Source organism: Variovorax nivicola, from assembly GCF_051216475.1.
Classification (GTDB): Bacteria; Pseudomonadota; Gammaproteobacteria; order Burkholderiales; family Burkholderiaceae_C; genus Variovorax.
This window is the reverse complement of sequence record NZ_JBPJZK010000001.1, coordinates 1,259,324-1,278,527: the sequence shown is the minus strand read 5'-3', so window position 1 is coordinate 1,278,527 and position 19,204 is coordinate 1,259,324. Positions and strand designations below refer to the sequence as shown.

The following is a 19,204-nucleotide window of genomic DNA, read 5'->3' as shown; positions in this document are numbered from 1 at the left end:
GCACTCATGGTGCAGCGCGCCCTGGAGACAACCCTGATGAAACGCCCCTACGAATCCCTTCGCAGCGCCCGCTGGTTCGCCCCCGACGACTTCCGCTCCTTCGGCCACCGCTCGCGCGTGCTGCAGATGGGCTACAGCTATGCCGACTGGATGGGCAAGCCGGTAATCGCCATCGTCAACACCTGGAGCGACGCCAACCAGTGCCACGCGCACTTCAAGCAACGCGTGGAGGACGTCAAGCGCGGCATCCTGCAGGCAGGTGGCTTCCCACTCGAGCTCCCGGCCATTTCGCTTTCGGAAAGCATGGTCAAGCCGACCACCATGCTCTACCGCAACTTCCTGGCGATGGAAACGGAAGAGCTGCTGCGCAGCCACCCGGTAGACGGTGTGGTGCTGATGGGAGGCTGCGACAAGACCACGCCCGGCCTCGTGATGGGCGCGCTCAGCATGGGTGTTCCCTTCATCTATCTGCCGGCCGGCCCCATGCTGCGCGGCAACTGGAAGGGCAAGGTGCTGGGCTCCGGCTCCGATGCCTTCAAGTACTGGGACGAGCGCCGTGCCGGCCGGTTGGGCGAGCAGGCCTGGGCCGAGATGGAGGCCGGCATCGCCCGCAGCCACGGCACCTGCATGACCATGGGAACGGCCGCCACCATGATGGGCATTGCCGAGGCGGTGGGCCTGAGCCTGCCGGGCGCCTCCAGCATCCCCGCGGCGGACGCCAACCACATCCGCATGAGCGCCGACTGCGGCCGCCGCATCGTCGAGATGGTGTGGGAAGACCTCACGCCCGCGAAGATGCTCACGCGCGCCAACTTCGAGAACGGCATCGCCTGCGCGATGGCCATGGGCTGCAGCACCAACGCAGTCATCCACCTGATCGCGATGTCGCGCCGCGCCGGCCACGCGGTGAGCCTGGATGACTTCGATGCCTTCAGCCGCCGCGTGCCCGTCATCGCCAACATCCGGCCCAGCGGCGACACTTATTTGATGGAGGACTTCTTCTACGCTGGCGGCCTGCCCGCGATGCTGGAGCGCATCCGCGGCCATCTGCGGACCGACGCGCGCACCGTCAATGGCCGCACGCTCGGCGAGAACATCGAAGGCGCCGAGGTCTACGACGACGACGTCATCCGGCCGCTCGCCAACCCCATCTATGCCGAAGGCGCGCTGGCCGTGCTGCGCGGCAACCTGGCGCCTGACGGCGTGGTGATCAAGCCCAGCGCCTGCGCGCCGCATCTGCTGCAGCACAGCGGCCGTGCGCTGGTGTTCGACGACTACCCCGCGCTCAAGAAGGCGGTGGAAGACCCTGACCTGGACGTGACGGGCGACGACATCCTGGTGCTGCGCAACGCCGGCCCGCGTGGCGCCGGCATGCCGGAGTGGGGCATGTTGCCGATTCCGACCAAGCTGCTGAAGCAGGGCGTGAAAGACATGCTGCGCCTGTCCGACGCACGCATGAGCGGCACCAGCTACGGCGGCTGCCTGCTGCACTGTTCGCCCGAGGCGGCCATCGGCGGGCCGCTCGCGCTGGTGAAGACCGGTGACCGCATCACCGTGGACGTGCCCGCGCGGCGCATTCACCTCGACATCAGTGACGAGGAACTCGCCAGCCGCAAGGCCCAGTGGACGCCGCCGCCGCCGCGCTACGAGCGCGGCTATGGATGGATGTTCGGCCGCCACATCAAGCAGGCCAACGAAGGCTGCGACTTCGACTTCCTGGAAACCAGCTTCGGCAAGCCGGTGCCGGAGCCCGACATCTTCTGATCGGCCTTCCAGCCCCAATTCATTTCTCATTTCATTTCAAGAACGGAGACGACACGTGAATCCCGCCACCCGCGAGCAGCTCATGAAGGTGAGCACCGCCACCCTGTGCACGGCCCTGTTCAAGCGCGGCCTGCGCAACCAGTTCATCCAGGACGTGCGGCCGCTCAACGCGGGCCTGCCCAACATGGTGGGCGAGGCCTTCACGCTGCGCTACATGCCGGCGCGCGAAGACCTGAACCCGATCAGCGTCTTCCTCGACCGCAATCATCCGCAGCGCCAGGCGGTGGAGCAGTGCCCCGAAGGCGCCGTGCTGGTGATCGACAGCCGCAAGGATGCGCGCGCCGCCTCGGCCGGCGGCATCCTGGTCACGCGGCTGATGAAGCGCGGCGTGGCCGGAGTGGTGACCGACGGCGGTTTCCGCGACAGCCCCGACATCGCGAAGCTCGGCTTCCCGGCCTACCACCAGCGCGCGAGCGCACCGACCAACCTCACGCTGCACCAGGCCATCGACATCAACGTGCCCATTGGCTGCGGCGATGCACCTGTGTTTCCGGGCGACGTGATCGTGGGAGATGCGGAAGGCGTGATCGTCATTCCGGCCCACATGGCCGACGAGGTAGCGGCCGAAGCAACCGAGATGACTGTCTTCGAAGACTTCGTGCAGGACATGGTGCTCGAAGGCCGTTCCATCCTCGGCCTGTATCCGCCCACTGAAGAGCAAAGCCGCACTGACTTCGCAACCTGGCGCCAGGCCAAGGGCCGTTGAGCCCATCGACAAAAAATCAAAGGAGACAAGACATGCGTTTCATCCGCCTCGCCGCGGCATTGCTGCCGGCTGTGCTCGCCCCTGTGGCCGCATTGGCCCAGACCCCCGAATGGCCGGCTGCCAAGCCCATCGTCTACGTCGTTCCCTTCACCCCCGGCGGCTCCACCGACATCGTGGGCCGCACGCTGGCCCAGAAGCTGGGCGAGAGCCTCAAGCAGTCGGTGGTGGTCGACAACAAGCCCGGCCAGGCTGGCGGCATCGGCGCCGCCTACGTGGCCCGGGCCGCACCCGACGGCTACACGCTCTTCGGGGGGACTATCAGCACACACGCCATCAACGCCAGCCTCTACAAGAAGCTGACCTACGACCCGATGAAGGACTTCGAGCCCGTCTCGCTGGTTGCGCGCCTGCCCAACGTGCTCATCGTCAACAGCCAGCTCGGCGTGAACTCGGTGGCCGAACTGGTGGCTCTGCTGAAGAAGGATGAGAGCAAGCGCACCTTTGCCTCTTCCGGTGCCGGCACCTCGACGCATCTGGCCGGCGAGATGTTCGCCGACCTCATCGGCGTGAAGCTCACCCACGTGCCGTACAAGGGCACGCCGCCGGCCCTGACCGACGTGGCCGCAGGGCAGGTGCCCTTCATGTTCGACCAGGTGACAGCCGCGCTGCCACTGGTCAAGAGCGGCAAGCTCAAGCTGCTGGCCGTGACCACCGGCAAGCGCATCGCGCTGGTGCCCGAGCTGCCGACCATGATCGAGTCGGGCATTCCTGGCTTCGAGATGTCGTCGTGGCAGGCGGTGTACGCCCCGAAGGGCACGCCCAAGCCGATCGTGCAGCGCCTCAATGCCGAGATCGTGAAGGCGCTCAAGCAGCCCGACGTGCAGGCCAAGCTCTCGGACCAGCTGGCGATGGAGATCGTGGGCAGCACGCCGGAAGAACTGCGTGAGTTCATGTCCAAGGAAATTCCGCGCTGGGCTGAACTGGTGAAGAAGTCGGGCGCGGTGGCCGATTGAGTTTTCGCAATCACATGAGGAGACCTCCGATGCAGAGCGATATCAACCATCGACGACGCCAGTTGCTCAGGACGGCTGCGGGCGCCGGTGCCGCGGCGCTCAGCGGCCTGGCCGGCGCGCAAGCCTTCGACTTCAAACCCAACCAGCGCTACCCCGATCCGGCCGTGATGATCCTCGACCCGAGCTTCGCCAAGTACCGGATCTACAGCAGCACGGTGGAACAGCTCGGCACGGGCATGCGTTGGGCCGAGGGCCCGGTCTACTTTCCCGAGCACGGCTACCTGCTCCTGAGCGACATCCCGAACAACCGGTTGATGAAGTACGACGAGAAGACCGGCAGGTTCACCGTGCACAAGACCAACGTCAACTATGCCAATGGCAACACCCGCGATCGCCAGGGGCGGCTGATCACCTGCGAGCACTCGGTGACGCGGCGCGTGGTTCGCACCGAGAAGAACGGGCGCATGACGGTGCTGGCCGACAACTACCAGGGCAAGCGCCTCAACGCGCCGAACGACGTCGTCGTCAAATCGGACGACACCGTCTGGTTCACCGATCCCACCTTCGGTATCAACGGCGAGTGGGAAGGCTCCAAGGCCGTGCCCGAGCAGGTGACGACCAACGTGTACCGCATCGCGAAGGACGGCAAGCTGAGCGCGATGATCACCGATCTCGTCAACCCGAACGGCCTGGCGTTCTCGCCCGACGAGAAGAAGCTCTACGTCGTCGAGTGGAAGGGAACACCAAACCGCAGCATCTGGAGCTACGACGTATCACCCGACGGCACGGGCGTCGAGAACAAGACCAAGCTGATCGACGCAGACGGGCCGGGGTCGCTCGACGGCTTTCGCGTCGACCGCGACGGCAATCTCTGGTGCGGCTGGGGTTACTCGGGCGCGGTTGCGGCCGAGCCTACCGACATCGGTGGTGGCATGAAGGCCTACCTGCCGACCGGCAAGTCGGAGGAGATGGACGGCGTGAAGATCTTCAATTCGCAAGGCAAGCCCATCGGCTTCATCCGCCTGCCCGAGCGCTGCCCGAATCTCGAGTTCGGAGGCCCGAAGCGCAATCGCCTCTACATGGCGAGCAGCCATTCACTCTATGCGCTCTATGTCGAGGCCCACGGCGCTGTCTGAGGCGCGGGCGTCTAGCGATTGGGCATGCAGCTTGAAAGCGCCACCCTGCGTCGCCGGGGGCCCGGTTTGATGCCGCTGTTGCGAAGGTCTTGCCCGATGTCTCCGGCGAACCACCGAAAGATGTTGGCCCGGTTTCTCCATCCGTCGCTGAATCGCACGAAAAGAAAGCCTCGCTCTGCGTTGCCGAGCGCGTCGACCGGTATGCCGGCAGCGCGCAAGGCCGTGATCTCGGCGTCGGTGTCCATGTCGAATGGCAGCTTCAAGGTGATCGTTGCGCTGTGAATGGGGTGCCTTGGCATTGCTTTGCTTCCGTCAAACTTCCAGGAGAAGCAATTGAACCGAAGAAGGCTTCATCAGGGATCCCGTATTTATAGGATGCGCGGCCCCCTCGAAGCGGCCGTCGGGTTGCGACGGAACCCGGTGGTTGCGCAAGCCCATCTGATTGACATCAGATGGCTGAACTTACGCCCCAGCTTGCTCGGAATGGCGAACTTGACGCCATCGTTCATGGCCGTCACGTACTGGGCCTGTCGAGGGTCAAGTAGCTGTCGTCGCCATCCAGGCTGCAGTCGAGCGTGCTGGGCGCCACGTCGCGCTCGAGCACTTCGAACATGCTGTCGACGAAATCCATCAAACCATCTGATGCGGCGATGGCGGCGTCGACGTCGCCGTTGGCCACCGCTTCGATGACAGCGATGTGCCCGTCGACGGTGCCTTGCAGATCAACCTTCTCGGGCGCATGCATGTGATAGATCCAGCCGATGCGTCGGAAGATCGTGTGCAGTGGCCGCAGCGTGCCTTCCACGAAAGGCTCTTGCGCGGCGGCCAGAAAGAGCTGATCGATCAGGCGGTCGGCCACGTTGAACTGCTCGATCGTCATGTGCGCGCCATGTTCGACGAGTTGCCGCTTGATGTGCTGCATGCGGTTGCGCTCCGATGCCCCTGAGCGCTCGGTGGCAAGCCGGATCACAAAGCGCTCCATGTCGCGGCGCAGCCTCAGCAGCAGGCGATCGCGCGTGAGGTCGATCGGCGCGATGCGGATGCCGTGCCGCGGCGTGATCTGCACCAGCGTGTCGGCCGCCAGGCGATTGAGCGCCTGGTGCACGGGCGTGCGGCCGTAGCCGACCATGGTCTGCAGTTCGTGCGTGGCCAGGAAGCGGCCGGGCGCCAGCTTGCAGCAGATCAGCAGTTCTTCGATGCGTTCATAGGCCTGGTCCGACTGGTTGGCAGAGCTCTTGAGCGAGGTGCCCGGCGCGGCAGCGTCGACGGAAACCAGCTTGGGCCTGGCAGGGGAACGGGTTGCCATGGAATTCCTTGTTTCGAGGCTGCAGCATATCTGATATGCAAGTGCAAGCACAGCCTCGAATACACGGTTTCCTCTAAAGGAGGGCACAGGTATTCCGTCGAGGTAGGGCAGGGTATTCGCGCATAAATATCGTGAAATATCACGATATTCTTTTTCACTTCGCTGATGAACCAAGCTTCAACCCCAGCACTGACACACACCCGCACATGGCAACACTCATCTCCGACGTGAAGGTCATCCTCACGGCGCCCGAAGGCATCAACCTCGTGGTCGTGAAGGTCGAGACCAACCAGCCCGGCCTCTACGGCCTTGGATGCGCGACCTTCGCGTACCGCCACCTTGTCGTGCAGTGCATGGTCGAGCAGTACCTCAAGCCGCTGCTGGTCGGGCGCGACGTGAGCGCAATCGAGGAGCTGTGGCAGCTCATGCACCAGAACGCCTATTGGCGCAACGGCCCGGCCGAGAACAACGCGATCTCGGGCGTCGACATGGCGCTGTGGGACATCAAGGGAAAGATGGCCGGCATGCCGGTCTATCAACTGTTCGGCGGCAAGGTGCGCGAAGGCGTGCCCATCTACCGGCATGCCGACGGCCGCGACCTGGCCGAGCTGTGCGACAACATCCAGCGCTACATGGCGCAGGGCATCACGCACATCCGCTGCCAGAGCGGCGGTTACGGCGGGGGAGGCTTCGGCAAGGCACCTTCGACCGCGCCGCGCGGCGCACCCGATGGCGTCTACCTCGACAGCCGCAGCTACATGCGCGACACGCTCAAGCTCTTCGAGGGCATCCGCAACAAGGTTGGCTTCGACGTGGCGCTGTGCCATGACGTGCACGAGCGCCTGAGCCCGATCGAGGCGATCAGCTTCGCCTGCGAGATGGAGCGCTTCGAGCTGTTCTTCCTGGAAGACGCGATCCCGCTGGAGGAGGGCAAGTGGCTGCGCCAGTTGCGCGAGAAGACGCGCATTCCCCTGGCCCAGGGCGAGCTGTTCAACAACCCTTATGAGTGGAAGACGCTCATCACCGATCAGCTCATCGACTTCATTCGCGTCCACCTGAGCCAGATCGGCGGCATCACGCCCGGGCGCAAGCTGCAGCTCTTCGCCGAGCAGTTCGGCGTGAAGACGGCCTGGCACGGGCCCGGCGACATGTCGCCGGTGGCGCATGCGGCCAACATCCACATCGACCTGGCCGCACGCAATTTCGGCGTGCAGGAATGGTCGGGCGTGCAGCCGCCGAACTTCGTGATCCAGAACCTGAAGGGCCCGCCCGGCGCGTTGCTGGATGTGTTCCCCGGTTTGCCCGAATTCAAGGACGGCTACGTCTACGCCAACGACAAGCCGGGCCTCGGCGTCGACATCGATGAAAAAGAGGCGCGCAAGTATCCCTGCGAGAACGTCATCACCACCTGGACGCAGACGCGCCTGGTCGACGGCACGCTGCAAACCCCCTGAGGAATCCATCATGTCCACCCAACTCTTCAGCCTCGCGGGCAAGACCGCGCTCGTCACCGGTTCGTCGCGCGGCCTTGGCTTTGCCATTGCGCAGGGACTGGCTGCCGCAGGCGCGCGCCTGGTGCTCAACGGTGTCGATGACGCCCGGCTCGAGGCTTCCGCCGCCGCCTTGCGCGGCGAGGGCTACACAGTCGATGCCCATGCGTTCGACGTGTGCGACGAGGCCGCGGTCGTGGCTGCCTTCGACAAGCTCGATGCGGCCGGCATCGCCGTCGACATCCTGGTCAACAACGCCGGCGTGCAATACCGTAAGCCGATGGTCGAGCTGGCCACCGCAGACTGGCGCCGCGTGATCGAGACCAACCTCACCAGCGCCTTCGTCGTCGGGCGCGAGGCGGCCAGGCGAATGATTCCGCGCGGCCGCGGCAAGGTGATCAACATCGGCTCGCTCACCAGCGAACTGGCGCGCGCCACGGTCGCGCCGTACACAGTCGCCAAGGGCGGCATCAAGATGCTCACCCGCGCAATGACCGCCGAATGGGCAAGCCACAACATCCAGGCCAACGCGATCGGTCCGGGCTACATGCTCACCGACATGAACCAGGCGCTCATCGACAACCCGAGCTTCGATGCGTGGGTCAAGGGGCGCACGCCGGCCGGCCGCTGGGGCAAGCCCGAAGAACTGATCGGCACCGCCGTCTTTCTGGCGTCCGAAGCATCCAACTACGTGAGCGGACAAATCATCTATGTCGATGGCGGCATGGTGTCCGTGCTCTGACGGTCATTGAAGGAGACATCAACCATGAAGCGCTTTCGCCTTGCCTGTGCAGCCGCCGCGACTTTCGCGGGCGTGCTGCTGTCCTCGATTGCCGTGCAGGCGGCCGACTACCCCACGCGGCCGATCGAAGTGATCGTGCCTTCGTCCGCCGGCGGCGGCACCGACGTGATGGCCCGGATCTTCGCCGACGCCGCGAAGAAGAACGTGCCGCAACCGCTGATCGTCGTCAACAAGCCGGGCGCGGGCGGCGGCATCGGCATGACCGAGGCGCAGCGCGCGCCGGCCGACGGCTACAAGATCGGCGTGATCATCTCGGAGCTGGCGATCATCCCGCACCTGAACATGACCAAGGTGACGACCGCCGACTTCATCCCGATCGCGCGGCTCAACGGTGACCCCGGCGTGATCGCGGTGCGTGCCGAGTCGCCGTACCAGACCATCGACGACCTGCTGGCCGCCGCGCGCAAGCAGGAAGGTGCGGTGTCGATGGGCAATGCGGGCACCGGAACCATCTGGCACCTGGCGGCCGCGGCCGTCGAGCAGAAGATGCAGGTGCATTTCAACCACGTGCCGTTCCAGGGCGCGGCGCCGAGCGTGGGCGCCCTGGTCGGCGGGCATGTCGATGCGATCACCGTGAGCCCCGCCGAGATCGGCTCGCACGTGGCCGCGGGCAAGGTGCGCGTGCTGGTTGCCATGGCCGAGCGCCGGTTGCCCGCACCTTACGACAAGGTCGTGACATTCAAGGAGAAGGGCGTGGACCTCGTCGTGGGCACCTGGCGCGGGCTGGGCGTGCCGCTGAACACGCCGCCCGAAGTCGTCAAATACCTGCGTGATGCCACGCGCAAGACCGCTGAAGATCCTGCATTCCGCGACGCGCTGCTCAGGGCCAACCTGCAGCCGGCCTACATGGACGGCGAGCAGTTCCAGACCTTCATGAACAGCCAGTCCGCGTACTTCAAGTCGCTGCTTGCCAGCGTCGACCTCAAGAAATAACCGGCATCACCATGGAAGCTCTCGTCATCCATGCACCCGGCGCACCGGCTGGCCGATTCACTCGGCGATGCCCGTGCGCTGGTCGGCGCCTTCGATGCGCTGCGCCCGCGCGGCATCGTCGTGCAGCTGGGCCTGGGCGGCGACATGACACCGCCGATCAACACCATCGTGGCCAAGGAGTTCGATCTGCGCGGTGCATTCCGTTTCCACGAAGAGTTCGCGGTGGCGGTCGAGTTGCTCAACAAGGGCCGGGTCGATGTGAAGCCGTTGATCGTGCCGACTGCCTGCATCCAGGCATGACGACCTCGGTATAGAGAGGGATGACGAGGCTCGAAAAGCAATCCGCCTTCTCGCAACGCGTCGCTCAAGAATCTCTTCATCCCCGCTCAGATCATCCTGCGTTGCTTGGCACAGGCGTGTTGAGCAGCTGCTGCTCCCAGAGGTACGCGATGCCGCTGCCAGCGACGTGCTGCTTGAGCACCTCCGTCAGCTCGCCCGCGTGCTCGGTGCGCGCCCAGTCGCGCTGCCACTCCGATGTCAGCGCCAGCCAGGTCATCATGTTCGCGCCGGCCGCGATCATGCGCTGGATGGCGACCTCGTGCGCTTCGACCGACGTGCCGCCCGAAGCGTCAGTGATGACCGTGACATCCCAGCCTTCGCCCAGCGCCTGGATAACCGGCATGGCGACGCAGATCTCGGTCCACAGGCCGGCGATGATGAGCTGCTTGCGGCCGGTCGCCTTGACCGCGTCCACGACCTTCCTGTCTTCCCAGGTATTGATGAACGTCCGGTCGATGACCTCCTGGCCGGGAAACACGTCGGTGATGTGGGGAAAGATGAGGCCGCCTCGTTCGGCGATGACGCTCGTCAGGATGGTGGGGACGCCGAAGGCCTTGGCGGACTTCGCCAGGGCGGTCGTGTTGTTCACCACGGCCTGCGGGTCGTGGCTGTTCAGATTGGCGAGCTGGTAGGGCTGGTGGTCGATGAGAACGAGTACCGAATCTTCGGGACGAAGAAGCGAAGCAAGGCCGTTGCGAAAAGTCATTGATGCATCCTTTGTTGCCGTTGTGAGCGGGATTGGTTTTCGGGAAACATTCGCCGCGGCGACGTTGCCCGAAGCAGGATTGTGTTGTTCCGCCTTTTGATCCGGTAGTACCATCCCGCGGCGAGCTGTGTCGCGAAATGGGGAACACTGAGTTGGACATCGAAGAGCTGCAGACATTCGTAGAGGTTGCCGATGCCGGTGGGGTTTCGTCTGCTGCGCTCCGGCTCGGCGTGTCCAAGTCGATCGTCAGTCGTCGTCTCTTCCGGCTTGAGGCGGAACTTGGTGTCCAGCTGCTTGCGCGATCCACCCGCGGGGCTGCTCTTACTGAAGCCGGGGCCACGTTCCGGGACTATGCAGCCAGGGTCTGCGCCGAGATCGACGTGGCCAGGGAAACGATCCTGCCTGCCGGTGACCTTCGCGGCCGCTTGCGCGTTGCTGTGCCGTTCTCTTTGGGGCCGACTCACTTCGCTCCCATACTTGCGGAAATGGCACGACGCCACCCTCGGCTTCACATCCAAACCTGCTACAGCGATCGCTTCGTTGATCTCATCGCGGAGGGTTACGACTGTGCGATACGGGTTGGCTATCTTCAGGACTCCAACTTGATTGCAAGACGCATCGGCCCGGTCCATGGGAAGCTCGTCGCGAGTCCGGACTATGTCAAGGCGCATGGGTCGCCCGAGACACCGGAGGAACTCGTCGCCCATCAGGCCCTTATGCAGGGAACCGAGGCCTGGCAACTCATGGATGGCGACAAGATCATCACGGTTCGTCCCCAGGGCCGCTTCAAGGCTGACAACGGCACTGCTTTAGTCTCCGCTGCTACAGCAGGACTCGGGATCGCTTACCTGCCCGATTGGCTCACCCATGAATATGTGGCCTCCGGGGCACTCGTGCCGGTCATGACACGTCATCCACCACCCCCGGCAGGTGCATATGTCATCCGACCGCCAGGTCAGCATCCCGCACGGAAGATACGGGTCCTCACCGAACTCCTGATCGAGTATTGCGACCGGTCTCCGAGAACTTGAGCTTCAGCGAGTGGTGATCGGCGGAATCCAACAGCCTCACGCGCGGCCAGCGCAAAGGGGCCCAAACGCGACCTCCCGCTTTCTACAAAGCGGACCTTCGGCGCAGGCGCTCAGCCTTCCACCAGCTTGACGGTCACGAGTTCGAGGATGGGAGGCTCGACCGTATTGAGCACCGCGAACATCCAGGTGATGGCGCGATGGCGCGCCCTTGCGTTGGCATCGGCGGGGAACAGGCCTGGGTGGCGCTCGGCGATGTGCAGCACGACTTGAGTGTTGTCGATCCGGAAATCATCCCGTGGGGTCCTGCCGACTACAAGGCCAGCTGCAGCGCTGGCTGCTCGGTCACGACCTGTGCCATGAAGTCCATCACTGCGCGCACGGGAGCGCTGCGCCGCAGATCCCGATGCACGAGCAGCCAGATGTCGCGGAAGAAGGGCTTGCCGTCCGGCTCCAATCGCCGTAGATCTGGATCGACATCGCCGAGAAAGCACGGCAGTCCGGCCACGCCCGCGCCCGCCCGTGCAACCGCCAGGTGACCGGAAATGTCGCTCAGTCTGCAGGCGACCCGGCGGCCATCGGCCAGCCCCAGCAGCCACTGCTGCTGCGGCATCTCGTCGAACTGCGCGTCAAAGGCGATGAACTCCCACTCGGCCGGGCGCTGGAGATGGACATAGTCGTTGCTGGCATACAGCCCGAAGTGCATCCGGCCGATCCGCCGCACGACATAGCTGGCGTCCTCGGGCCGCACGAGGCGCAGCGCCACATCGGCTTCGCGCCGGGTCAATGACACCTGCTGGCCCTGGGCCGAGACCGCAAGCTGCAGCCCCGGATGACGACGCCTGAACTCAGTCATGTGGTTTGCCAGCAGCTGCGTCACCAAGACCGGCGGCGCACTGAGCGAGACTTTGCCGTCGAGCGGCGCACGCGCTGCGTGCAGCAGCCGCTCGATGGCATACGACCCCTCTTCCATGGCTTGCACCTGTTCGAACACCTGCTGGCCTAGCGGCGTCAACCGGCAGGCGCGCGGCAGGCGGTCGACCAAGGCGGCTTGCAGTTCGTACTCCAGCGAGGCCAATCGGCGGCTGACCGTGGCGTGGTCCACCTGCAGCGCGCGGGCGGCGCCGGAGAGCGTGCCGGTGCGCGCGACCGCCAGGAAGTGGCGCAAACTTTCCCAGTCCATCATCGGTGCGTTTTCTCCAGGGTATGTGCGATTTTAGGGAATTTACGCACGGTGCCATCAGGCCCAGCATCGAGGCACTCCAGCTCTCTCGAATGCCTGCCATGTCTTCCATATCCCACGCGCGCTCACGCGGCACGCTGGTGGCCGCGGCCATCGGCTTCGTGGTCGTCCTGCTCGATGTCAGTGTGGTCAACGTGGCGCTGGACGCACTGCGCCAGGGGCTCGCCACCGACATCGCCGGGCTGCAATGGGTGGTCAATGCGTACACGCTGGTCTTTGCGGCCTTGCTGCTGTCGGCCGGCGCCTTGGGCGACCGTTTGGGCGCCAGGCGCGTCTTCATGCTGGGCTTCGCGCTCTTTACCCTGGCCTCGGCGGGCTGCGGCCTGGCCCCCAGCCTGACGGCGTTAATCCTCGCGCGCATCGCGCAGGGGCTCGGCGCGGCGATGCTGGTGCCCAATTCCTTGTCCATGCTGCAGCAGGCCTTTCCGGACCCGGTGCAGCGCAGCCGGGCCGTGGGCTGGTGGGGCGCAGCAGGCGGCATCGCCCTCGCGGCGGGGCCCGTGCTGGGCGGTGTGCTGGTGAGCCATGCCGGCTGGCGCAGCATCTTCCTGATCAATCTTCCCATCGGCTTGCTCGGCCTGTATCTGAGCTGGCGCCATGCAGAGCCCGGCCAACGCAGCTCGGCCAGTCCCCAACGCGGGCTCGATCTCCCCGGCCAGGCGGCCGCCTGCCTGGCCCTGGCCGCCCTGACCTATGCTCTAAGCGCGGCGGGCAGCCTGGGCTGGGAGCACCCGAGGGTCCATGGCGGCCTGCTGCTGTCCCTGGCATCGGCGGCCGGCTTCATCGCCATCGAGTCCCGCAGCGCCTCGCCAATGCTGCCGCTGGCGCTGTTCCGGCTGCCACGCTTCACGCTGGCCTCGGTGTGTGGGGCCATCATCAACTTTGCGTACTACGGCCTGATCTTTGTCTTCAGCCTGTTCTTCCAGCTCGAACAGCATCTCTCGGCGCAGCAGACTGGCCTGGCTTTTCTGCCCATGACGGTGGTGCTGATGGCGGTGAGCATTCTCGTCGGCCGGCTGAACGGCCGGATGGGTGCGAGGGGGCTGTTGCTCTTCGGTATGTCTTGGGCGGCGCTCGGTTACGCCTTGCTATGGCCCGTCAGCATCGAGGGCGTCTACGGCTGGCTGATCGCGCCCATGCTGATGGCCTCCAGCGGCATCGCGACGATGGTCCCGACCTTGACCAATCTGACCTTGTCGGCGGTCGCTCCGGCGCAGGCTGGTATTGCCTCGGGTGTGCTCAATGCCTCACGCCAGGTGGGCGGCATGCTCGGTGTGGCCGTCTGTGGATTTTTGGTGCGAGACACCGAGCCCGCCGTCTTCATGCAAGGCATGCACCGCGCGATTGCCATGGCGGCAGCCTTGCTGCTGGCTGGTTTCGTGCTGTGCTGGTTCGGCATGCCAGGCCAGGGCCATGCCATCGACGAGAGACGACAGCCCAATCCGTGAGCACCGGCGGCCACGGGCAAGACCTTCGCAGGCCAAGCTGGTCCCGCCATTCGAGGCTGCACATTGACCCCGCAATCCTCGTCACTTAGACCATGCGTTCGCGCAGGTACAGGCCGATCAGGGCGGAGGTGGCGAACTGTGCGGCCATCTGTCCCAGCGTGGCCATGATCACCCAACGAGTGGCAGAACTTCGCGCTGGTTAGAGACTAAATTGGCCCGGAGGGGATTGAAGGCTGGGCTGCAGGCTGCGCCAGCGTTCGATTCCTGAAATTGGACAGCGAAATGTTCCCCCGTCTGTTCCCCCGCTTTGAGCGTACTCGCGCGGAGTGCACTTGCGGGCGCGCGGGCGCTCAGTATGAGGGTGCCAGGCCCAATGTGATCTGGCCGTAGGGAACCTCATTGCCTGCGATTGTCGCCGAGGGGGGCGCGCCATACGCGCAACTACGCATTGCTATAGGGCATGCGCCCTTCAACACGACCTGATGCTGCTCGAGTAGCGGCCATGCCCCTTCTAGCCGTTGTCTCTTTGATGCGTCTCTATTCGCTGGGCTACAAGAGATTCAAGCTTCGGAATCTCCTGCACTAGAACGCTCATGGGCGCATAGCTTGACCCATGTGCAAAGGTCTTGATGCCTTTGTCTTTGACAGCCTGATATCTAACGGGGAAAGGCGAGCGATGTCCTTGAGCCAATATCTTGAGCCAAGAGGGTGGATCTGTCGGCACCCCAAGACCACGTGATGCCGCCGCGGTCCACAGTTTTTCGAGATCGTGCCCTCCATCGCGTGATGGTTCCCCGGGCGACAGTGACGCTAGGATGTACCCCTCCAGCAGTGACTCAACGGCTTGCCCTGCTAGCAATGCGAGTGACCTATCGAGTGCCTGACCCGAGGTCTCGAGCGCTTTCATGCCGGCGATGAAATCGCGAGCTGCGATCAGATGAGCCATTGGGCGTGTAACTTGTTGAATGCGCAACGGCGGAAGCGTCAACGACAAGCGGCCGCTAGTCATTGGCCTAGGCTCTGCGCGTCTTCGCGGACCACCTTCGCTCGGTCCACCTGGGCTTGCAGAAGATCATTGGTGCGCTTTTGCTCTTGGATGAGTGTTCGCAGCAGATCTTTCGTCCCAAAGATCGCGAAGGGCATCAGCACCCACAAGATCGCCACCAAGATGCCGAAAAGCATCAATACCAGGATGATCGTTGCGCCAAAGCCTGTCCCGCTCATATATCTCTCCTCGAAGTTGGTGCGCCATCGTAGCGTCTCGGATATTTTGCCGAGAAGGTCGAACTTCTCCTCAATCCGAGTCGGATTTCGTCAATACCCGAGATAGCTGCTTAGAAGTACCTCGTACTTCAAGGGGCCAATCGTGGCCTTGGCGCGGTTGCCCACGTCGATGACAACCATGATGTCTTTTGTGGAATCGAAATCGCTTCCGACATAGAGAGTATTCAAGACGTTTTGGGCGGTAGAGTTTGCCGAGAAAACATAGAAAGAAGTGGTTTCGTCCCAGACTTTTCCTGGGCCTCCGGCGAGCTTGTGGACCGCGTCTACAAAGGAGTCGTATCGATCTTGATAACCCTTGTCAGATGCGATCCGAAAAGTGAGGATGAAGTGGGCCATAGTGATTGAGTGCGTGATGGTGCGTTAGAAATTAGCAACAAACGTTTGTGACGCTCTAGGTGCATGCCTGCTCGGTCGCTTTACTGATTGGTAGGCCAGCAGAAGTCCGTCGCGCTTCGTACTTGACCATTGACTTCGGCTCTATGGGATCCAAGTGGTGTCGTCACCCATGGCATTGAATATCGCGATGGATATGTGGTCACCTTTCCACATGCAAGTTAGACCATAGGTCATGTTCAGCCAATCGAGTCTTGCGCGTCCTTCCACACTGTAAGCAACAACAATCATCCAGCGATTTGAACCTGCGGGGGCTAGCGTCCGTAGTTTGGTGATGTCACTCATGATCGCGGCATCCATACTCGGCTTGCCCGCATATGTACCTGCGTGGTGGGCGCTTTCGACTTTGAGCTCTACCCAGTACTGTTCTCCTTCATGTCCATAGACAAGATCACAGGTCTTTCGTGAGCCAGGGTAGGGCAGTTCCCGACCCATGACATTGAAGTGAGCCAGGATTTGAAGGGCCATGTCCGACTGGGCCGAGACCTCGTATTGCGCACCCGTAGAAATAAACGAGGCTATGCGAGCGGCAAGTGGGGTGAGCGCATTGAGAAGTTCGGCTGGTGTCATAGCAAGATTGATAGTCGCGATCAGGCTGTTTCAGCTCGTCGAAAGCTGAGGTGGCTGACGGCGGGCCGACTGGACTCAGACGATGTCATAAGGCGCTAGTACGTCAGCTGTCGCGGAGCACTCCACGAACAGTGCGGTGTGGTGCGTCAAAAGCATTTCCATAAAACGACCGTGGTACACGCCGTAGAGGACGTGAGTCAAGTCCGCGTCCTTTGGGGTGAGGATGCCGAACACGAGCCGATTTTTTTCCACTGTCGGTCGGAGCCAAGCCTTGTTTCTCCATTGATCGACGTCGTGAGTGAAGTCACCGTCCGCGTCATACGACCATGTCACCACCAACTTGTCGTCGATGAACTTCCTGATTGCCGTTAACAGTGCGGCGCTGTTGTCTGTGTTTACGAGAATTGCCACGTTGTCTCCCGCTGAAAGCTCTGTCTAGCGTTCTCGATCCGCAATTTCGCGTTTAACGCGGCGGACTGCTTCTTTGTGCGACTCGTTACTGGTGTCGGAAACACCGCCACGAGTGACTTTCGTTGACCCCCCAGACGTGGTTATCGTGACCGTCTGGCCGTCTCCTCCTTTCACCCGTGTGGTTTGAGGCGCAGCGAATGCCAGTGACACAGTCAGTGCGATTGCCGCCAGGACGACAGCATTCCGCCGGATATTCAACTTCATTCTTTCCTCCAGTAGTTGGCGCTAGTGATCGTGACCGGTTGGGTCATCTCGGGTATCCCATAAACATGGGTTTCTTGATCATCCGAGGCGTCTCAAGGACGGAGGGCTGTGTCCAACGGAGGACGAACCTCATGGCACTCGCAACCCTGAAGCCCAGACTCAAGACGTCCAGCCTGACCCGCACTCCAGTGCTGCAGACCAAGGCCGGCACAGTGGAGCGCCAGCGCGGCCGGGCAACCACGAGCCGTGATGGAAGGCTGTCGCGACGTGGACGAAGTAGCCGCCGGACTCGAAGAAATCGCCAAGTTCCACAGAAGACATGTCGGCGCTCCGCTGTTGAGGTCGCTGCCATGTTCCGTGGTGGATGCTGGTGGCGCAACTGGCAGAAAGATCAGGTGACGCGCGAGCGAGAGAACTGGCGGCAATCGCTGACGAACGCGGCGCCGCCGGCACCATCTGCGAGCGGCATGCAGACGCCTTGATGCAAGAACGGATGCAGTAGATCTGAGGATTCCACTCCAGTGCGATCTCAGGCATATTGGCTGCCTCTTGGAGGAGTTGCGCATCATGGCGAATAGTTCGAATGTGCTGACCTTTGCCTTTGGGCTTCTGATCGTCGTAGTCCTAATATTCGCGGCGATTGGATATTCCTTCTACCTGGAGAGGGGCGGTCCACCGGATCATTCGACACGGCAGTTGCACTTCGCAGCCGTGACCTTGACTGGGCTCGGCATGCTATTCGCGCTCTCAATGGCCATGTACTACTGGGGCCAGAGTGGCGCCGATAAAGCCGGCAAAGAGATCTTCGACGGATGTAAGACTGTCATCCCGCCCATCATCACGTTGATCCTGGGCTATTACTTCGGCAGCAAGGACGGGGCAAACGGGGGCACGCGGCCGCCGCCTGCAGCGCCCCCAGCAACTACCTCTCCGTCGTCTGCCCCAGAAGCCGACCGCGTTGCCGGCAGTCGGGGTAGCCGCTAAGCCGCCTTGAAGGCGATGATCTTCGCACCCTGGCGCAGTTCATCGAGGTGATCGGCCCAGAGTTGCATCATCTTCTGTCGTTTCACGACAAACTCTGCGCGATCGTAGGCGGCTCCCAACGGCCCGCTCTTGCCGTGCGCGAGCTGCGCCTCGATCACCTCTGCCTCAACGTCCATCTGCTCGACCATGATCGTGCGCGCCATCGCGCGGAAGCCGTGAGCTGTCATCTCGGTGTTGTCGAAACCCATGCGGCGCAGCGCGGTGTTCACGGTGTTGTCACTCATCGGGCGCTCGCCGGTCAGCAGGCTCGGGAACACGTACTGACCGTGGCCCGTGAGCGGCTTGAGGTCTTCCAGGATCGCGACGGCCTGCATGGGCAGAGGCACCAGGTGCGGCCGGCCGTTGATCTTGGCGGTCTTCGTGCGCTTCATGTCCGCTGCAGGGATTGTCCACAACGCTTTCTCGAGGTCGACGTTCGCCCAACGCATCTGCCGGATGTTGCCGGGCCGCTGGAAGAGTAGGGCGGATAGGTGCAGCGCAGCACGCGTGGCGGGCTGGCCAGCGTAGGCAGCGATCGCGCGCATGAGCTCGCCGGCCTTCACCGGTTCCAGCACCGCAGCCATGTGCTTAACCTGCACCGGCACCAGCGCGCCCTGCAGGTCGGGCGCTGGGTTGCTGGTGCAGCGCCCAGTTGCAATGCCGTGGCGAAAGACCTGGCCAGACCACTGGCGCAGCGTGTGCGCGGTCTCGTGCGCGCCGCGGGCCTCGATGCGACGCAGTACCTGCAGCAGCATGGGGGCCGTGATGATGGAGAGCGGCAGGCTACCGAGCCAGGGGAAGGCATCCTTCTCCATGATCGAGATCCAGCGCTCGGCGTAGCGCGGGCTCCATGACGAACTCTTGGTCTTGTGATACTCGCGCGCCACCGCCTCGAAGCTGGCGTCGCTGTCGACCTTGCGCTCGAGCTTCTCAAGTTGCCGGCGCTGTGCGGGATCGACGCCTTGCTGTTGGATCTTGCGCGCATCGTCACGGCCGGTGCGCGCAGCCTTTAGTGTCACCTCGGGGTAGCTGCCCAACGCCAAACGCTTTTCCTTGCCGTCGAAGCGGTACTTCCAGAACCACCGCCTCGAGCCGCTGGGCTCGAGCTGCAGGTAGAGGCCTCCGGAGTCGGATAGGCGCAACCGCAGCTTATCGGCGGGGCAAATGGTCTTCTTGCAGGCGGTGTCGGTAAGCATGGGGGAACAAATTCGACAACAGGGGTCGAAACTGTACCCGTTCCCCCGTTTGTTCCCCCAAGATTGATGAATCTCACCGGTTCATCGTG

At 63.3% G+C, this 19,204-nt stretch carries 20 protein-coding genes and 2 pseudogenes; 11 read left to right on the top strand and 11 right to left on the bottom strand.

The genetic code is table 11. The features are described from left to right. Positions 1-36 precede the first annotated feature (36 nt). Genes araD through ACSFBF_RS06005 form a run of 4 tightly spaced genes read left to right on the top strand, consistent with a single transcriptional unit; the run spans position 37 to position 4,679 of the window. A complete protein-coding gene (gene araD / locus ACSFBF_RS06020) occupies positions 37-1,764 on the top strand; it encodes an L-arabinonate dehydratase (protein ID WP_435465419.1) in 1,728 nt (575 codons plus the stop codon). A gap of 55 nt (positions 1,765-1,819) precedes the next feature. Beyond that, positions 1,820-2,530, top strand: coding sequence for a ribonuclease activity regulator RraA (locus tag ACSFBF_RS06015; RefSeq protein ID WP_435465418.1), 711 nt, complete (start codon positions 1,820-1,822; stop codon positions 2,528-2,530). A 32-nt stretch (positions 2,531-2,562) separates the two neighbouring features. After that, the gene (locus ACSFBF_RS06010) at positions 2,563-3,543 is read left to right on the top strand and encodes a Bug family tripartite tricarboxylate transporter substrate binding protein (RefSeq protein WP_435465417.1); all 981 of its coding nucleotides are present in this window, start codon (positions 2,563-2,565) and stop codon (positions 3,541-3,543) included. Between the two features lie 29 nt (positions 3,544-3,572). After that, a complete protein-coding gene (locus ACSFBF_RS06005; protein ID WP_435465416.1) occupies positions 3,573-4,679 on the top strand; it encodes an SMP-30/gluconolactonase/LRE family protein in 1,107 nt (368 codons plus the stop codon). A gap of 11 nt (positions 4,680-4,690) precedes the next feature. Here ACSFBF_RS06005 and ACSFBF_RS06000 read toward each other — a convergent pair whose 3' ends face one another. Both ACSFBF_RS06000 and ACSFBF_RS05995 read right to left on the bottom strand, forming a co-directional pair. Then, positions 4,691-4,924, bottom strand: a complete 234-nt coding sequence (locus ACSFBF_RS06000) for a hypothetical protein (protein ID WP_435465415.1) — start codon at positions 4,922-4,924, stop codon at positions 4,691-4,693. Between the two features lie 269 nt (positions 4,925-5,193). Further along, positions 5,194-5,985 carry a GntR family transcriptional regulator gene (locus tag ACSFBF_RS05995; RefSeq protein WP_435465414.1) on the bottom strand — a complete coding sequence of 264 codons (792 nt, stop codon included), beginning with the start codon at positions 5,983-5,985 and terminating at the stop codon, positions 5,194-5,196. A 206-nt stretch (positions 5,986-6,191) separates the two neighbouring features. Between ACSFBF_RS05995 and ACSFBF_RS05990 the strand changes: the two genes are divergently transcribed. From ACSFBF_RS05990 to ACSFBF_RS05975, 4 genes and pseudogenes are all read left to right on the top strand, one after another. Further along, positions 6,192-7,439 (top strand): enolase C-terminal domain-like protein, encoded by a 1,248-nt coding sequence (locus ACSFBF_RS05990; protein WP_435465413.1) that lies wholly within the window; start codon positions 6,192-6,194, stop codon positions 7,437-7,439. 10 nt (positions 7,440-7,449) lie between these two features. Then, a complete protein-coding gene (locus ACSFBF_RS05985) occupies positions 7,450-8,217 on the top strand; it encodes an SDR family oxidoreductase (protein WP_435465412.1) in 768 nt (255 codons plus the stop codon). Between the two features lie 24 nt (positions 8,218-8,241). Continuing rightward, positions 8,242-9,210, top strand: coding sequence for a tripartite tricarboxylate transporter substrate binding protein (locus ACSFBF_RS05980; protein WP_435465411.1), 969 nt, complete (start codon positions 8,242-8,244; stop codon positions 9,208-9,210). A gap of 63 nt (positions 9,211-9,273) precedes the next feature. Further along, a pseudogene (locus ACSFBF_RS05975) lies at positions 9,274-9,492 on the top strand (L-idonate 5-dehydrogenase); the annotation flags it as partial. A 109-nt stretch (positions 9,493-9,601) separates the two neighbouring features. Here ACSFBF_RS05975 and ACSFBF_RS05970 read toward each other — a convergent pair. Continuing rightward, positions 9,602-10,255, bottom strand: coding sequence for a hydrolase (locus ACSFBF_RS05970; protein ID WP_435465410.1), 654 nt, complete (start codon positions 10,253-10,255; stop codon positions 9,602-9,604). A gap of 152 nt (positions 10,256-10,407) precedes the next feature. Here ACSFBF_RS05970 and ACSFBF_RS05965 point away from each other — a divergent pair, with 152 nt between their 5' ends. After that, entirely contained in the window at positions 10,408-11,286 is an 879-nt protein-coding gene (locus ACSFBF_RS05965) for a LysR family transcriptional regulator (RefSeq protein WP_435465409.1), read from the top strand. 113 nt (positions 11,287-11,399) lie between these two features. Here ACSFBF_RS05965 and ACSFBF_RS05960 read toward each other — a convergent pair. Together ACSFBF_RS05960 and ACSFBF_RS05955 are read right to left on the bottom strand one after the other, a co-directional pair. Further along, positions 11,400-11,552 (bottom strand): annotated as a pseudogene (locus ACSFBF_RS05960) (glutathione S-transferase family protein); the annotation flags it as partial. A gap of 44 nt (positions 11,553-11,596) precedes the next feature. Next, positions 11,597-12,469, bottom strand: a complete 873-nt coding sequence (locus ACSFBF_RS05955; protein ID WP_435465408.1) for a LysR family transcriptional regulator — start codon at positions 12,467-12,469, stop codon at positions 11,597-11,599. Between the two features lie 98 nt (positions 12,470-12,567). Between ACSFBF_RS05955 and ACSFBF_RS05950 the strand changes: the two genes are divergently transcribed. Continuing rightward, positions 12,568-13,974: an MFS transporter gene (locus ACSFBF_RS05950; protein ID WP_435465407.1), complete on the top strand. Its 1,407-nt coding sequence runs from the start codon at positions 12,568-12,570 to the stop codon at positions 13,972-13,974. 511 nt (positions 13,975-14,485) lie between these two features. Here ACSFBF_RS05950 and ACSFBF_RS05945 read toward each other — a convergent pair. The 5 genes from ACSFBF_RS05945 to ACSFBF_RS05925 all read right to left on the bottom strand — a co-directional run bounded on the left by ACSFBF_RS05945 (position 14,486) and on the right by ACSFBF_RS05925 (position 16,632). Continuing rightward, positions 14,486-14,920, bottom strand: coding sequence for a hypothetical protein (locus ACSFBF_RS05945; protein WP_435465406.1), 435 nt, complete (start codon positions 14,918-14,920; stop codon positions 14,486-14,488). Between the two features lie 59 nt (positions 14,921-14,979). After that, positions 14,980-15,198 (bottom strand): hypothetical protein, encoded by a 219-nt coding sequence (locus ACSFBF_RS05940; RefSeq protein ID WP_435465405.1) that lies wholly within the window; start codon positions 15,196-15,198, stop codon positions 14,980-14,982. Positions 15,199-15,288: 90 nt separating this feature from the next. Beyond that, positions 15,289-15,594, bottom strand: a complete 306-nt coding sequence (locus ACSFBF_RS05935; protein ID WP_435465404.1) for a hypothetical protein — start codon at positions 15,592-15,594, stop codon at positions 15,289-15,291. A gap of 141 nt (positions 15,595-15,735) precedes the next feature. Further along, the gene (locus ACSFBF_RS05930) at positions 15,736-16,221 is read right to left on the bottom strand and encodes a hypothetical protein (protein ID WP_435465403.1); all 486 of its coding nucleotides are present in this window, start codon (positions 16,219-16,221) and stop codon (positions 15,736-15,738) included. A gap of 75 nt (positions 16,222-16,296) precedes the next feature. After that, the gene (locus tag ACSFBF_RS05925) at positions 16,297-16,632 is read right to left on the bottom strand and encodes a hypothetical protein (RefSeq protein ID WP_435465402.1); all 336 of its coding nucleotides are present in this window, start codon (positions 16,630-16,632) and stop codon (positions 16,297-16,299) included. Between the two features lie 831 nt (positions 16,633-17,463). Here ACSFBF_RS05925 and ACSFBF_RS05920 point away from each other — a divergent pair. Beyond that, positions 17,464-17,880, top strand: a complete 417-nt coding sequence (locus ACSFBF_RS05920; RefSeq protein WP_435465401.1) for a hypothetical protein — start codon at positions 17,464-17,466, stop codon at positions 17,878-17,880. Here the strand turns inward: ACSFBF_RS05920 and ACSFBF_RS05915 are convergent. Continuing rightward, on the bottom strand, positions 17,877-19,115 hold the full coding sequence (locus ACSFBF_RS05915) for a tyrosine-type recombinase/integrase (protein WP_435465400.1): 1,239 nt from the start codon (positions 19,113-19,115) through the stop codon (positions 17,877-17,879). The two genes, ACSFBF_RS05920 and ACSFBF_RS05915, sit on opposite strands and share 4 nt — an antisense overlap. Between the last annotated feature and the right edge of the window lie 89 nt (positions 19,116-19,204).